We start from the raw sequence: 15917 nt of genomic DNA on the forward strand, positions 1-15917 counted from the left end.
GGTCCCCGGCGTGCAGGGACGGTTCTCGGTTGCGTGGATTCGGGTCCAGTTACCCATGCGAAAGAACTGTGGTCAGCAGTGAGAGGCAATGTCCGCTTTGTGAGCTATTGCGGTCGTCGGGACCTAAGCCCTCGACGTTTCCGCGGATTTACTCAATAGCTGAACTATAGCTACTAAATGGTAACTACAGCGTAAATGGCACCGTGACATTGCGGCGATTGAACGTGAACGATCGTCCAACATCCTTTGGGTGTGTGCTGGGAAGAAAAATTGCCGGTTAGAGTCTTGACCTGCAACATTATTCGAATTGAACTCCGGCCTTGGAGATGTTCTCATAGTACTCACGCGGCACGTGCAATGCCTCCGGATTATCGAGTTGCAATGTTGCCGATACCTAAGCGGAACATTTGCTCTTCTCCATCTTTAGCTGTGCCTGAAGCGTTCGGGTGCAAACGGGAAATTCCGAAGAACGGTCGGGGCCTGGCGGCTCGCAAACGGGAAGGTTGGTCAGATGTCGGCATTGGACATGTCCATGGCGCCGTCGCTCGGGTATCGGCGTCCGCGCATCGTGCCGGACTCCCGTGCGGAGTTTTCCTCGCGTGCTGCGTGGCAGCATCGATACATACGTGCTCTGGCAGTGACGGATTCGCTGATTGTCGTAGCGGCGGTTTCGGCTGCGCAGTGGCTTCGATTCGGCGCCGCGCCGACCGCCGTCGACGCTCGTGAGCTCGGGCAGTTCAGCTACACCGGTTTGTCGATCGGCGTGGTGATCGCGTGGCTGGCGACGTTGCAGATATTCAGGACCAGATCTGCGAGTGTGATCGGAAGCGGTCCTGAGGAGTATCGGCGAATCCTGGTGTCCGCGATGAGATTGTTCGGCGTCATTGCGATAGTAAGCCTTCTGCTTCGTCTCGATATCGCCCGGCTCTACCTCGCATTCGCGTTCCCTGTCGGCCTTCTCGCGCTACTGGTGAGCCGTTGGCTCTGGCGTGGGGTGATCGTGCGAAGGCGTACTCGCGGGGAGTGCCTCACATCGGTACTGGTGGTGGGCAGCAAGGATGCCGGCGCTGAACTTGCACGAAACTTCGAGCGGGGTAGCGCAGACGGTTTCCGCGTGGTGGGAGTGTGTGTGCCGGGGTTCCTTCGGCGCGCGGACGAGTCCATCGCAGTCGACGGGCGTGACATACCGCTCCTCGGTGGTGAGACATCGGTGGTCGAAGCGCTGGAACTGGTCGGCGCAGACACCGTTGCCGTGACGGCAACCGAACATCTCGGCTCGGATGGAATCCGTGCGCTTGCCTGGGATCTGGAATCGCGGGACGTAGATCTGGTCGTTGCGCCAAGTATCGTCGACGTGTCGGGGCCGCGCCTGTCGATGCGGCCGGTGGCCGGTCAGCCTTTGATACGCGTCGAGCGCCCGAAATATCATGGTGCGCAACGCTTTGCGAAATCTTCGTTCGACGTAATTTTCGCGTCATTGTTACTGGCAGCAATTGCACCTGTTCTCCTGGCCGCGGCTCTGGCGGTCAAGCTCTCGAGCCCGGGCCCGGTGTTGTATCGAGCGGAGCGAATGGGACTGGACGGCAAACCATTCCCGATGCTCAAGTTCCGTTCGATGGTCCAGAACGCAGACTCACAGGTGGAGTCGTTGATGGCCCAGAACGACGGCGCCGGTGTGCTCTTCAAGATGCGCGACGACCCGCGCGTTACACCGGTCGGGCGCTTCTTGCGCCGTTACTCGATTGACGAGCTGCCACAGTTCGTCAATGTTCTTCGGCGCGAGATGAGCGTGGTCGGCCCCAGGCCTCCGCTTCGCCGCGAGGTCGAGGCCTACGACGGAACAGTCAGTCGCCGACTCCTCGTCAAGCCGGGAATCACAGGGCTGTGGCAGGTCAGCGGACGCTCGGATCTTTCCTGGGAAGAGACTGTACGACTGGATCTCTCGTACGTCGACAACTGGTCGCTTATGGGGGATGTCTTGATCGTCGGCAAAACGTTGAAAGCGGTATTGGCCAGTGACGGCGCCTACTAGTTTCCCGCTTACCGATGCCCGCAACGAAATGACTGGCGCGTCGGCGCTTCGCGCTCCGAGCGAATCGACGAACGATCACAGCCGGAAGATGTCGAGCGCCTCCTGGGTAGGCATCGTTGCCGGTGCTGCCGCGGCTCTTACCGGAGTTTCTCTGCCTGGCCTGCCCTCGACGGTCAATGCATCACTGCCAGTCGCAGCACTGGCTCTGGTCATTGCATGTCTGGCATCGCCGCGGGGACGCATGGTTCGGTTTCGCTTGCGGGCGTTGGATGCATTCCTCCTGCTGTACGTGACGGCCATCGCGTTGGTCGAGTATTTCGACGTAACCTATTCGGACGCCGCCTTTTCGCTGTCGACGATCCTGAACCTGGTCGGTGTGCTTGCTGTGTACTTCGCGTGCCGACTGGTCGTGACGAGCGCAAACGACGGTCTCCGTGTGCTCCAGGGCGTGTTCATTGCAGCGATTCCGGTTGCAGTGCTGGGAATCTCCCAGATGCTCGGCGGCCGTCAGGTCAGCGAACTTCTGGTGAGATTCACCATTGCACCAGGATTGCAGGGCAGGCTTGATCTCGGATGGCCATTGCGCGCCACGAGCACCCTTGGCCACTGGACGGCACTGGGTGGATACCTAGCCATCGCGATCGCCATCGGCTGTTATCTGATTGTAGAGAAATCGGGTTCGCAGCTGATCCCCAAGCCTTTGGTTCTCGGCATTGGCATCCTCTTCGTCGCTCAAGTGTCGACATTCACGTTTGCGCCGATCTTGGTCGCGATCGTGACGATGCTCTACACGGCAGTGCAGGTCAAGATTCGTTTCATCGGCCTTCTCTCTCTGGTCAGTATCGGGGGCGCGGCATTCTTGCTGTTCGACGAGCAAGTTGGCGATCGACTGACCTCGCAACTGAGCAGCCCGTCCAAAGATGGTCTCCCTCGCTGGATTCCAGAGACCATCAGATACCGCGTCGGGATATGGAACAACGAGACTGTCCCGGCCGTCCTGGACAGTCCGCTGTTCGGGCACGGGGCGAATGTCTACAACCGCATTTCCGCAGGGACGGCACCTTCGACGTTGCGATGGCCGTCTCCTGAATCCGAGTGGATGAGAACGGCTGTTGCCAGTGGTGTCGTGTTGGCCGTGCTGGAGGTGGCACTTCTCGTCTACGCCGTCAGCAAGGTATGGACGACCTCGGACCTACCGGGCGTCACCAGTTTTCGCACAATCGGGATCGCCCTCGTCGGGATTCTCGTCATTTCTTCCTTTCATTCGCATTTCAGTAGCGGGTCGGTGGCGATGATGTTCTGGATGGTCGTCGCCGTTGTTCTGAGTACGCAGGATTCTTTGACTATGTCGGGCAAGAATAACTATGGGCGGGTTAGTTGAATGGATACCATCGATCTGTGGGGAATACGCGTGAAACCCTGTGCGCCCGATGATGTCATCGAATGGATCAGGAACAATCAGGGTGAAAAGAAGGTCTTGCTGAACCATAATCTGCACAGCACGTACCTCCACCTCACGAATGAAAAGTTTCGCAGTCTCTATTCCAGTTCGGATCTGACTCTGATCGACGGAATGCCGATACTGGCGGCTTTGGCAATTCGCAGATTTCGGAGACAACAACCGTCGCTGAGCGTGTCGCAACGCTGTGGTTCGACGGACTGGATTCCGCTGGTCGGTGACATCGACGATGGGATTCGTATCGCGGTCATCGGTGCCAGCCCGAGTTCCAATTCATCTGCTGTGGATGCGATTTCAAGAATGGCCGAGCATGGCGAAGTTCGAGGGTGGAGCGGATACGCGGGCAAGGAAGCGCTGATTTCCGAAGGCTTCGAGTCCCTGCGCACATTTCGACCAGATCTCGTATTGATCGGATTGGGTATGCCGATCCAAGAAGAGTTCTTGCTCGATCACTGGGATGCATTGCCCGCCGCCGTTTTTGCAACTGTAGGCGGGGCCATAGATCAACTGTCCGGACAGCAGCGCCTGGCTCCTCGGTGGACAGGCAAGTTGGGTATCGAATGGCTGTGGAGGCTGGCTTCGGACCCGAAGAGGCTTGCGTCGAGGTATCTGGTGGAGCCTTTCAAGCTGATGCGTGTGACTGTCGAGTTTCAGTTCGAGAGACGAGGAATTCTGTGACCGATGGAGTAAACGATCAACTGGTCACCGTCGTAATTCCGTCGCTGGGGCGGAGTGAACTGGTTCGCACGATCGAGAGTGTTCGGCACCAGACGCACCGCGATATCGAAATCATCGTCGTGCTGGATACCGCCATGGACGAGGGTGGCACTGCAACCGAAGCGGACATCGTGCTGACCACAGGGGGCGGTCGCGGTGCAGCAGTGGGAAGAAACATGGGAGTCGCAGCGGCGTCCGGACGCTTCGTCGCGTTTCTCGACGACGACGACTGGTGGGAAGCAACCAAGATCGAGCAGCAGCTCGCCAGTATGACTCGACAATCAACAGAGTTCTCCTACACCGCAACCTACTTCCACTCAGGAAACACAGTGCGTACTCTTCCGATCACTCGGTACGGTGAGGGCTCGTCGATGGGCGACTACCTAGTCTTGCGGCCTGGGTTGCGGCACGGGCACGGATACGTGCAGTCGAGTTCGATCATGCTGACTCGTCGACTCGCCCAGCACGTCGCCTGGGACGAATCACTCTCCAAGCATCAGGATTGGGACCTCGTGGTTCGTCTCGAAGAAGAAGTAGGCGAGAAGGTGTCGTATGTAGACGAGCCTCTCGTTCACGTCCAGCAGGCCAGCAATAGTTCAATTTCGACTGTGCGGAATTGGAGGCGAAGCGTCCCGTTCTACGACAAGCACGCGTCGTCGTTGGGGAAGACGGCGAGGGGCGACTTCATCGCCACTCAAATACTGAGATCTGCACTGGCTGCCGGAGACGGACGGGGAATCGTGTACGCAGCATCCGGGCTTTCGAAGGCCCGTGTTCATCCAGCGGCACTGATCGTCTCGCTCTACGGTGCGGTCGAGTTCGGGAAGCGACTTCGTCAGCGGGTGGCGTCGTGAGTAGGCAAATCGTGGTGTGGGATCCCAACCCCTTCAATCCCTACGGGGTGGAAGTCGCCCGAGTGATTGCGGATACGCATGAGTCGGTGCTTCGCTTCGGCCGGCGCGGTCAGGGGATCACTCACGATCGGGTCAGATCCGTCGGTCTGCTCCCTCCGCCTGCAGCAGGCTCTCGCAACATCTGGGTGCTGGTGCAGTACCTGGCGGGGCTTGCGACATTTGTCGTCTACGCAATCGTTCGACGGCCACTCGTCGTGGTCTGCTGGATGAATTCCGAATTGGAACGACGAATCATTCGTGGACTTCAGCTTTCGGGATGCCGGACGCTCGTAGTTGTGCACAATCCCGTTAAGAGTCGGGACGATGCGGACGATCACCCGATCATCCGTTCCATTCGTTCGGGCGCGAGCGGCTTGTTAGTTCACGACTCTTCGCTCCTTGCGGGAGTCGGAGAGTATCCGAACGTCCTGGTCGCCGCGCACCCCGCCTACCTTGCGTGGTCGGAGTCTACGGAAGGAGCGATGCGCCTTCCTCGAGATAGTTCGTCGGCAGCCCTCTATCTCGGGAGTGCTCGCGCAGACAAGGGATTCGACGTGTTGCCTAAGCTGGCGGAGGATCTGGCGCATCTGAACATCAGGCTGCAGTGTGCAATCGGAAGGCTGACATCTGGGGAGAACGACCTTCTCCGTCGATCCGAGAACATCGATATTCTGGCCGAACCGTCTACACATATGTCGGATGTGGACGTACGCCGATACATGGAGTCCTCATCTGTGTTGGTGGCGCCGTACCGGGATGTCACTGCATCCGGAACCATCTTGATGGCACTCACAGTGGGATTGCCCGTGGCCGCCTTCACATCGGACGTTCTCCTCGAAATGCTTTCCACCGACAGCCTAGCCGATACCGGAGACACGAAGATGCTCGCTGATTGTGCAGTCCGCGCAAGCGAGGCGGACCGCGCTGTCGTTGCAGAAACCGCTCGCAATCATGACATCCGCGCGACGAGGGAGTGGACGCTTGCTGTCCGCACGGTGCTCGACGAGACGATTCCTCATGTTCCCTCGACTAGGGTCGCGAATGTCTGAGGTCGAGGTTGTCAACTGGAATCCCAGGAACCAAGTCGTGATCCCAGGTATTTCGCGAAAGTTGCGGATCGGGAGACGAATCAACAACTTCGGCGACCTTCTAGGTCCGGTCGTGGTCGCATGGATGTCGAAGCAGAGTGCCAGACGAGCGCGCAGCAAGCGCAACCAGCGGCTGCTGGCGGTCGGTTCCATCATGCACATGGCGAGAACTGGAGACTGCATCTGGGGAACGGGGGTCAACGGCAAGATAACTCCTGACGAGTATCGCTTCGATGCGCTCGACGTCCGGGCAGTTCGTGGACCGCTTTCGCGTGAGTTCCTGGAAATACGCGGAATTCACACTCCGCCCACGTACGGCGACCCGGGATTGCTCGTTCCTTCCGTCTTTCCTGAACTTGTCGAACTCACGAAGAACCCTTCGCGCGACGTCGTTGTCGTTCCGAATCTGAACGACCTGCCGCGGTGGTTCGACACGCCGTCGGTTCTCGACCCAACCGAGGATTTGCAGACTTGCCTCCGAACTATTGCGAGCAGTCGACTCGTCGTCGGCAGTTCGCTTCATGCCGTGATCGTTGCCGACGCGCTGGGCATTCCAGCGCGTTTGATTCCCTCAGGTTCGGAAGCGGAATTCAAGTATGCGGACTATTACCTCGGCACCGGCCGCGAATTGTCCACCGCACCAACTGTGAAGGCTGCTATTTCAATGGGTGGCGCGCCTGGCCTGGGGTGGAATGACGGACCGCTTCGCGAAGCGTTTCCCCACGATCTCTTCGGAAAGTAGGCGCACGCAGTGGGATTGGGTACAACTGCTGCGCGCGGCTCCGCAATCACGTTGGGGGGACAATGGGTCAAGTTCCTCATTCAGTTCACCTCAATCGCCGTACTTGCGAGGGTTCTGAGCCCGGACGACTTCGGCAAGATGGCGATGGTCATGGCGGTGGTCGGAGCTGCAACGGTGATCGGCGATTTCGGGCTTTCTCTTGCCTCCGTACAAGCGTCGGAGATATCGGAGAATCAGCGTTCGAATCTCTTCTGGATCAACACGGCAATCGGATTGCTGCTGACGGTCCTGGTCTTCGCCGCAGCGCCATTGTTCGACCGGTTCTACGACGTCGACGGGCTTTCTGACATTGTCAGGGCGGTGTCGGTGATCTTCGTGCTGAACGGGCTCACCGTACAGTTGCGAGCGGATCTGACCCGGAATTTGAAATTCGTGAAACTGACGGTGACCGAAATTGCCGCACAGGGGATCGCGTTGGCCGTAACGATTCCGCTTGCCCTGTTGCACTACGGAGTTTGGTCACTCGTTGCTCAGCAAATCATCGTCTCTGCGGTACTCCTGGGCAGTTCGGCGATGCTTCTTCGATGGATTCCGAATCTCCCGACACGTCGTGCAGACATGCGGTCCCTGCTGTCGTTCGGCACCAACACCATGCTGACGCAACTGGTCACCTACTCGAGTGCGAACGCAGATTCCGTGGCACTCGGAAAGCTTCACGGCAGTACTGAAGTCGGTGTTTACGATCGGGCATATCAGCTCTTCAAGATACCGATCGCGCAATTGGCCACGCCGATGACACGTGTTGCGTTGCCGGTGCTTTCGCGAATTACCGATCCTGCTCTCTATATGGCGTATCTGGTCCGAGCTCAGACCGTACTGTGTTACGTCATGCTCGGTGCGTTTGCCTACGCGGCAGCCGTGGCGAACCCGTTGATGGATCTCGTGCTCGGAAGTGGTTGGGATGCTGCGGCGCCGATCTTCCGGATCCTCGCCGTAGGTGGTGCATTTCAAGCTTTGTCATACATCTACTACTGGGTGTTCCTTTCCACTGGCCGAGTCGATATGCACCTTCGGTATAGCCTTTTGGGACGTGGATTGATGATCGTTGCAGTCTGTGTCGGTGCGATATTCGGAAGCTTGGGCACGGCGATCGGGAGCAGCGTCGGCTTTGTTGCAGTCTGGTTGATCTACTCGTTTGTCGCCATTCCACGGATCGGAATCGGGACGGGTCCCTTGGTCCGAAGCGCTGTGCGGCCGATGGTGCTATTCGCTGCGATGTTCGGCGTTGCTTCACTTTCTCTAATCCTTTTTCAACAGGTTCCGAATTTCGTAGCGCTCGCACTTGCGGGAATGGTCTGCGTCGTCTTCGTGGGAGTTGTTGCCCTGACTACCAAGTCGGTGCGTTCGGACTTGAATGCGCTGGTGGACACGTGCAGAAAGGTGGTCGGTTGACAGTGCCGTTCAACGACCTCCGAAAACGGAGTACTCGGCCACACGGGAGTGGACGCCCCGACGACCTCGTCCACATGAACTTCGACCGAAAGGTTTTCAATGACTGAGCTCCGCCCGACTGAATCGATTTCGCGCCGGATGACCGTATTCGGTACCGGTTATCTCGGGGCGACCCATGCGGCGTGCATGGCCGAGTTGGGCCACGAAGTCCTTGGCGTCGACGTCGACCCGAGCAAGCTTGCCATGCTCGAAGCCGGCGAAGTTCCCTTCTACGAACCCGGCCTCGAGGAGGTACTGCGGCGCAATATCGCGGCAGGTCGTCTCCGATTCACATCGTCGTACGAAGAGGCCGCGGAATTTGCGGACATTCATTTTCTCGGTGTGGGTACTCCCCAGAAGAAGGGGGAATTCGCAGCGGACATGCGTTTCGTCGATTCCGTCGTCGACAGTCTCGCACCGCTGCTGACGCGGCCTGCCGTGATCTTCGGAAAATCCACGGTGCCGGTCGGCACCGCGGAAAGGCTTGGTGTCCGAGCACGAGAATTGTCACCGGCCGGCCAGGACGTCGAGGTCGCTTGGAACCCGGAATTTCTCCGAGAAGGGTTTGCAGTCAAGGACACCCTGCACCCGGACAGGTTGGTACTGGGCGTGGACCGCAAGCACCCGGGGCGTGCCGAATCTGTCGCTCGCGAGGTCTACGGGAAGATCCTTGACGAGGGTACGCCATTTGTCGTCACGGATCTTGCAACGTCGGAGTTGGTGAAAGCGTCAGCCAATGCATTTCTGGCAACCAAGATCTCGTTCATCAATGCGATCTCGGAAGTATGTGAAGCATCGGGTGCTGACGTGACGATACTGGCGGACGCGATCGGGCACGACGAGAGAATCGGTCGAAAATTTCTCAACGCCGGAATCGGTTTCGGCGGCGGTTGCCTACCCAAGGACATTCGCGCATTCATGGCGCGTGCAGGCGAATTGGGTGCAGATCAAGCTCTCACATTCTTGCGCGAGGTAGACAACATCAACATGCGTCGCCGGACACGGATGGTCGAGTTGGCGCGCGAGGCATGTGGATCGTTGTTGGGAGCCCGAGTAGCTGTGCTGGGAGCTGCTTTCAAGCCGGACTCCGACGATGTTCGAGACTCACCGGCCTTGAATGTCGCCGGCCAGATTCAACTTCAAGGCGCGGCTGTCAGCGTGTACGACCCGAAGGCGATGGGAAATTCTCGATCGTTGTTTCCGACGTTGACCTATTCGGCGAACACGGAGGAAGCTTGCGCGGGTGCAGATGTCGTCCTGATCTTGACGGAATGGGCGGAGTTTCGGAAGTTGCTGCCTTCGGATCTCGACGACATTGTTCGAAAGAAGGTTGTCATCGACGGGCGGAATTGTCTCGAACCGGCAATCTGGCGAGATGCTGGGTGGACCTACCGAGGGCTCGGACGACCCTAGGGCTCAGTTCACTCGGCTCGAACCTCAACTCTGTTTGGAAAGTCGGGACCAAGGTCTGTTGGTTGATTGTCCAGTCGTCACCGGAGATTCCGATCGGATATCCGGTAACGCATCGGCATTCGTGTGGTGTCGAACGGCAACTACCGGCGAGTCCACCGTTTGCAACCCACCGCGCCGCGGTGGTCGACGATTCACTCGCCGATTGTCGATTCGACGCACTGATCGGATGAGATAAGCGTCATGTCTCGGACGTTCCTCTCGGATGTTGTGGATTCATCGTTGATATTCGTTGTCGGACTTAGGTCCCAAGCGTAGCGCGTGATGAGTGGCCTACGTCGTTCATCGGTGCGACGAGATGCGAAGTCGCGGGGTGTATACGGTGGTTGGAGTGGTGAAAAGTGTGATGAGACAGTAATGTTCAGTTCAGCCCTTCGTGGTGTTCGCTCCCTTGGATTCACGGGATCAGCCGCAGTTCAAGACCTGACAGACCGGGCCGGTGAGGGCGAGGAGTGAGTTGTTCTCACCCTGCATTGTCTTCCGTTCAATGGGATCGTTGTGTCTTTACTCCGCCAGCTTGTTGCCGCGATACGTGGAAGAACGTCAATACGGATGGCTGTCCTGTTCAGACAAGAGCGGGGGTAGTGGCTCGACCGACAGCCGGTGATTACTGCTCGGATGCGCGATACGTATTCGAGCCGAAGGAGATTCGACGATGGATGTACGGGACTACCTGAAGACTTTGCAGGCACGGTGGAAGATCGTCGCTGTCGTTACTGTGGTCGTGATCTTGGGTGCATTAGGTGCCTCGTTGATTGCCACGCCGGTGTACAAGGCGTCTACTCGCCTGTTCGTGTCTACTTCGACCGGAACGACTGTGAACGAGGCATTCCAAGGCAATCAGCTCTCGCAACAGTTGGTCACTTCGTACGCGAGACTCCTCACCGGGGAGACGCTCGCCCAGCGAACAATCGATGCGGTGGGGCCAGATCGCCTCGGTGGCCTTTCTGCCGCGGAGCTTTCATCGAAGGTGACGGCCACATCGGCACCGGATACGGTACTTCTCGACCTGAGCGTGCAAGATACGTCGCCTGAGCTGGCCCGCGATATCGCCAATGCGCTCTCGGACGAATTTGTCTTCATGGTCAAGGATTTGAGCACGCCCGTTAACGGCGGCACTGCGCCTGCGCGCGTAGTTGTCGAGCAGCGAGCCCAAACCCCGGTAGAACCTGTATCTCCGAAAACCACGAGGAACGTCGCTCTCGGAGCAGTGATCGGTCTACTGCTGGGGATCGGTCTGGCTGTGTTGCGTGACCGCTTGGACAACACTGTCAAAGAACGCAAGACAGTCGAAGACATCGTTGGTGCTGCGATGGTGGGAACCATTCCGTTCGACAAGGAACGTGAAGTTCATCAGGCGATCAACTTCCACGAGGGCAACTCCGCCAGCGCCGAGGCATATCGTGAACTGCGAACCAATCTGCAGTTCTTGGCCGTGGATCGCCCCCCGAGCGTCATCGTCGTCACGAGTTCTCTTCCCTCGGAGGGCAAGACTACGACCGCCGTCAACATTGCACTCGTGCTGGCCGAGGCGGGCAAGAAGGTATGTCTCGTTGAAGGCGACCTTCGCAAGCCGCGTGTTTCGAAGTACCTCGGACTGATCGGAAGTGTGGGCCTGAGTTCGGTCCTGGCCGGGCAAGCAGACCTGGACGATGTGCTTCAAGTGACGAACAATGCGGACCTGACGGTTCTTGCCTCGGGCCCGATTCCTCCGAACCCGAGCGAATTGCTGGGGACCGACACTGCTCATGCAGTCTTTGCCGATCTGCGACGAATGTTCGACTACGTCATCATCGACGCCTCGCCGCTGCTTCCGGTTACGGATGCTGCAGTTCTGTCTGCTCTGGCTGACGGCGCTCTCGTTATTGCTCGTCATGGTTCAACGAAGAGGGAACAGTTGAGCAGGGCGGTGGGCAACCTCCACAGCGTAGGTGCGACGATTCTCGGCGCTGTCATCACGATGACTCCGCTGAACGGTCGCGGCGTTTACGAGTACAAGTACTACTACGACTCCGATCCTGTCGTGGCTGATGTGGCTGTGGGAAGTTCAGTCGGTGGCAGGGCACTCAACGAAGTGCGGGCACCGTCGACAGTCAACTGAATGGGTCAAGTACTGACCTTGTAGTACCCGCGTCCGCGCTGACGGGCCCCCGAGCAATGCTCGGGGGCCCGTTCTCGTCACGGCGCATCCGCTGGTCTCGGCGGAATCGCGCCGAGCCGCGTTACATCCAACCGATTCGATGTTTCGGAACCTGCCAATGGATGCGGTGAGTACCCGGCCTGTCAACGTCTGATTCGGTCTGGGTGAGCTGGATCGATTGGGATTCAGCAGTTTACGAACGTCAGTCGACGTGCTCTCCTTCCCATAAGTGCCGATGATCATCGGGCCAGTAACATGCGGCAGCAGGCTCCGTGCACTGCAGTTTCGGGCCGGCGCTCGGCCCAATTTGCGAATAGTTCTGTACTGCAATCATTTTCGACTTGCATCAACCTATGGTGGGTCTGGCCCAATTTGCTGAATAGTTCGTCTTCAACTGTCGCATGACGCTCTCATCGGCGAAGCTCGGACGATTGTTCAGAATTGCAGCGCCGCCGGACCCGCGATGGTTCGATTTGCGGAGCGATTACCAACTGTGTGCCGGTTTCCGTCCAAACGCGGAGCCCAAATGGGCTAGGCGATGAAAACTATAGGTACGCAATGGTAATGGTGAGCAATGTTCACTCCTTCTTGTCGGAGGGTGAATAACTGACGTCAATGCTGACGTCGGGAAAAACTTCGGAAAGCGCTATTGCCACGCTGTCCGGAATGTGGCAAACTCCTCACTGGTACTGACCAGCTAGCCGAAGAGTTGCCAAGATGTGAGTCCTGGCAATATCGAGGCCGGCGACGTCAGCGGGCGAGGAGAAATCGCCGATCGTCCTGTGTTTGGGTTGTTAGTGGACTCTGCTTCAATCATGGGGTGTGAGCTGCGGCAATGCCGCAATAATAGACAGTTGGGCCGAGGCCTGACAATAGTCGCCGGGTTAACTGCAAGGCGCACGTAATGCGACCATACGCACTGAACGCAGCAATGCGGAGCAGTTGCTTCGCTGTCGAAGTTTCGGGAATCGGCAAGGCGGTCCGATGGACCTCGGCCGGTGAACATCTTCAGGCCGAATTCTGTGCATGGGGAAAGGTTTCTGAACACATGACGGTTCTCGAGATGGCCGCGCCCACGAAAGAGCGGCCACAACAACACCGACGAGTAACGCCGGAGAGGGCCGGTGGAGTTTCCGCACGCAGGAAATGGCAATCTGCGTATCTTCGTCGTCTGGCGATCACCGACACGATCATCGTTGCGGCAGTTGTGTTTCTGGCTCAATGGTGGCGATTCGGTAGCGACGCGGATGTCGTCGACGGTGAAGCATTCGGCCATTTCAGCTACACCGCACTGTCTTTCGCCCTGATTATCGGCTGGTTTGCCGTACTGAGGGTATTTCGGACCAGATCTCCTCGTGTGATCGGAAGCGGCCCTGAAGAGTACCGATTGATCGCTGTCGGAACGCTCCGCCTGTTCGGACTGATTGCGATCGCCAGCCTTCTCCTTCACCTGGAGATCGCGCGCCTGTACCTTGCCGTGGCGTTTCCGATGGGATTGACCGCCTTGATCGCGAGTCGTTGGATCTGGCGACGGGTGATTGCTCGTGAGCGAGCCCGAGGTGAATTTCGAACTGCCGTACTTGTGGTCGGTGTGCGAGGGGCGGTTGTCGATCTTGCACGCAACCTCGAGCGCGACGATGCCCATGGATACCGAGTTGTCGGAGTCTGCGTACCCGGCTACGGAGGAGACGTGGGCGAAGTTGTCACAGTGAACGGTCGGGACATTCCGGTGCTCGGAGACGAGCACAGTGTCACCGACGCACTCGAACAGGTCGGTGCCGACACGGTGGCGGTGACGGCGTCGGAGCGACTCGGACCGGAAGGGCTGCGCAAGCTGGCCTGGGATCTCGAGCGCGATCATGTGGACCTTGTTGTCGCACCGGGGATTCTGGATGTGTCCGGGCCGAGGCTCTCGATGCGCCCGGTCGCAGGATTTCCGCTGATTCATGTCGAGCGTCCGCGCTATCACGGCGCACAGAAGTTCTCGAAGACGACCTTCGACGTTGCTTTCGCGGCGCTCGTGCTGGCCGTGATCAGTCCGGTGCTTCTGGCGGCTGCGATCGCCGTCAAGCTCACGAGCAAGGGTCCGGTTCTGTACAAGTCGGAGCGGATGGGGTTGGACGGTCAGCCGTTCCCCATGCTCAAGTTCCGCTCGATGGTCCAGAATGCGGATTCACAGGTCACGGCACTGATGAAGGAGAACGAAGGCGCCGGAGTGCTTTTCAAGATGCGAGACGATCCGCGTGTGACGACGGTAGGTCGATTCATGCGCCGATACTCGATCGACGAGTTGCCCCAGTTCGTCAATGTCCTCCGGCGAGAGATGAGTGTTGTAGGACCGCGGCCACCGCTTCGGCGCGAGGTCGAGATGTACGACGACGCGGTCAGTCGTCGGCTACTGGTCAAGCCCGGTGTCACCGGCCTGTGGCAGGTCAGTGGACGTTCTGATCTTTCGTGGGAAGACACTGTCCGCCTGGACCTTTCCTACGTCGACAACTGGTCGATGATGGGTGACGTCATGATCGTCGCGAAGACGCTCAAGGCGGTGGTGGGAAGTGATGGCGCCTACTGACAAGAAGGCGGTACCGGCGCCTTGCGAAAATGAGGCACCGAACAATCCGCTGATCTTGCGAACGACATTGGTGATCGCGGTCATCGGCGCGAGCGGAGCCTTTCAGGCGTACACGCAGAGGACAGCGCTCGGATCGTTGCTCGTACACGGTTCGGCCGTTCTTTCGGCGACAATTGCGTTGGTCTACTTCCTCGACCGGCGATACTCACGCAATACGACGTGGCCTGTCTTCACGCTTATGATCTCGGCCGGCGTCCCGGCAACCAGTTGGCACTGGTCGACACTGCCCCGGAACTCCGCCGTCGCCGGCATCGTCGTCGTGTGCCTGGCGATCACGGGAATCATCGTCGCCCGTGAGTTGACCTTCGCGGTGCGAGTGCGGACTGTTGCCCTCACCTTGCTGGTACTTCTCGTGCTGTCGCTGATGGTCGTGTTCCTCGATCCTTCGACTGGCATCGACGTGGACACCCGCGCCGTTGCTTATCGCGGAATCTTCACGCACAAGAACACTTTGGGACGAATGGCTGCCATCGAAGTTGTACTTGTCGGTGTCATGCTCATGCTTCCCGACGGCAAGCGTATTCCGTGGGTGGCGGCGCTGGCTGTCGCCGGCATCGTGTTGTTCGAGGCCCGGAGCCAGACCGGTCTCGTCGCTGCGGGGATTGCGCTGGCGACAATGCTTGCTCTGAGGTGCTTTCGACGGACACCGAACGCTCACCTCGCCTCGACTGTGATCATCGGCCTGTACCTCGGGGTGTCCGGCGCGATGAAGGTGCTCGGACCCGATGTCGCGGCGCTACTCTCGCGAGATGTCACGCTGACCGGCCGGTTACATCTCTGGACGGTATCCGACTACTACGCCGAACAGCGGCCTCTGCTCGGATGGGGATTCGGCTCGGTGTGGGCGCCGGACAGTGCAGTGGGGCAGATGATTCGGTCAAAGCTGTCCTTTCCGGCGACCAGCGCACACAACGGAATGCTCGACATTCGGCTGCAGATCGGTTGGATCGGATTCCTGCTGCTGTTGGCCGGCTATTACCTGCTTCTGAGCACGGCGCTCGGGCGAGCCCGCAGCAGAACGGAGTACATCGCCGTCGTCGCGATCATGGTTCTCGTCTTCTCGATGGACTTGACGGAGTCGACGCTCTTCTTCGGCGCCATGTGGCTGATCGCATGGGTCTTCCTGGCGCCGTACGGACCCTCGACCCACCGCTCTCACAGTGCGGGCAACGCCGAGTTGTCGATCCGTGGGGTTCGTGCCGACAAGAACGACGCGTACAGGTTCGCTCCGGAGCGAAGAGGAGGTCACTGAG

At 58.7% G+C, this 15917-nt stretch carries 11 protein-coding genes; all 11 read left to right on the top strand.

The genetic code is table 11. The features are described 5' to 3' along the window. Positions 1-511: 511 nt before the first annotated feature. The 11 genes from GN300_RS17425 (at position 512) to GN300_RS17475 (ending at position 15916) form a co-directional block, all read left to right on the top strand. Positions 512-2032 (top strand): sugar transferase, encoded by a 1521-nt coding sequence (locus GN300_RS17425; RefSeq protein WP_007726602.1) that lies wholly within the window; start codon positions 512-514, stop codon positions 2030-2032. Continuing rightward, entirely contained in the window at positions 2016-3413 is a 1398-nt protein-coding gene (locus GN300_RS17430; protein ID WP_156511689.1) for an O-antigen ligase, read from the top strand. The genes GN300_RS17425 and GN300_RS17430 overlap by 17 nt, the downstream gene beginning before the upstream one ends. Then, positions 3414-4169, top strand: a complete 756-nt coding sequence (locus GN300_RS17435; protein ID WP_063314877.1) for a WecB/TagA/CpsF family glycosyltransferase — start codon at positions 3414-3416, stop codon at positions 4167-4169. Further along, positions 4166-5062 (top strand): glycosyltransferase family 2 protein, encoded by an 897-nt coding sequence (locus tag GN300_RS17440; protein ID WP_063314876.1) that lies wholly within the window; start codon positions 4166-4168, stop codon positions 5060-5062. The genes GN300_RS17435 and GN300_RS17440 overlap by 4 nt, the downstream gene beginning before the upstream one ends. After that, the gene (locus GN300_RS17445; RefSeq protein ID WP_064689393.1) at positions 5059-6150 is read left to right on the top strand and encodes a glycosyltransferase; all 1092 of its coding nucleotides are present in this window, start codon (positions 5059-5061) and stop codon (positions 6148-6150) included. Before GN300_RS17440 ends, GN300_RS17445 begins: the two co-directional genes overlap by 4 nt. A 37-nt stretch (positions 6151-6187) precedes the next feature. Next, positions 6188-6931 carry a polysaccharide pyruvyl transferase family protein gene (locus GN300_RS17450; RefSeq protein WP_197487693.1) on the top strand — a complete coding sequence of 248 codons (744 nt, stop codon included), beginning with the start codon at positions 6188-6190 and terminating at the stop codon, positions 6929-6931. Between the two features lie 9 nt (positions 6932-6940). Continuing rightward, on the top strand, positions 6941-8383 hold the full coding sequence (locus tag GN300_RS17455; RefSeq protein ID WP_063314873.1) for a lipopolysaccharide biosynthesis protein: 1443 nt from the start codon (positions 6941-6943) through the stop codon (positions 8381-8383). A gap of 99 nt (positions 8384-8482) precedes the next feature. Beyond that, a complete protein-coding gene (locus tag GN300_RS17460; RefSeq protein ID WP_063314872.1) occupies positions 8483-9835 on the top strand; it encodes a UDP-glucose/GDP-mannose dehydrogenase family protein in 1353 nt (450 codons plus the stop codon). A 712-nt stretch (positions 9836-10547) separates the two neighbouring features. Beyond that, positions 10548-11993: a polysaccharide biosynthesis tyrosine autokinase gene (locus GN300_RS17465; RefSeq protein WP_063314870.1), complete on the top strand. Its 1446-nt coding sequence runs from the start codon at positions 10548-10550 to the stop codon at positions 11991-11993. Positions 11994-13080: 1087 nt separating this feature from the next. Next, positions 13081-14604: a sugar transferase gene (locus GN300_RS17470; RefSeq protein ID WP_047269061.1), complete on the top strand. Its 1524-nt coding sequence runs from the start codon at positions 13081-13083 to the stop codon at positions 14602-14604. Further along, positions 14591-15916, top strand: coding sequence for an O-antigen ligase (locus tag GN300_RS17475; RefSeq protein ID WP_063314869.1), 1326 nt, complete (start codon positions 14591-14593; stop codon positions 15914-15916). The genes GN300_RS17470 and GN300_RS17475 overlap by 14 nt, the downstream gene beginning before the upstream one ends. Position 15917: the final 1 nt, after the last annotated feature.

The sequence above is a fragment of the Rhodococcus sp. Ni2 genome, from assembly GCF_021352185.1.
Taxonomy (GTDB): domain Bacteria; phylum Actinomycetota; class Actinomycetes; order Mycobacteriales; family Mycobacteriaceae; genus Rhodococcus_F; species Rhodococcus_F qingshengii.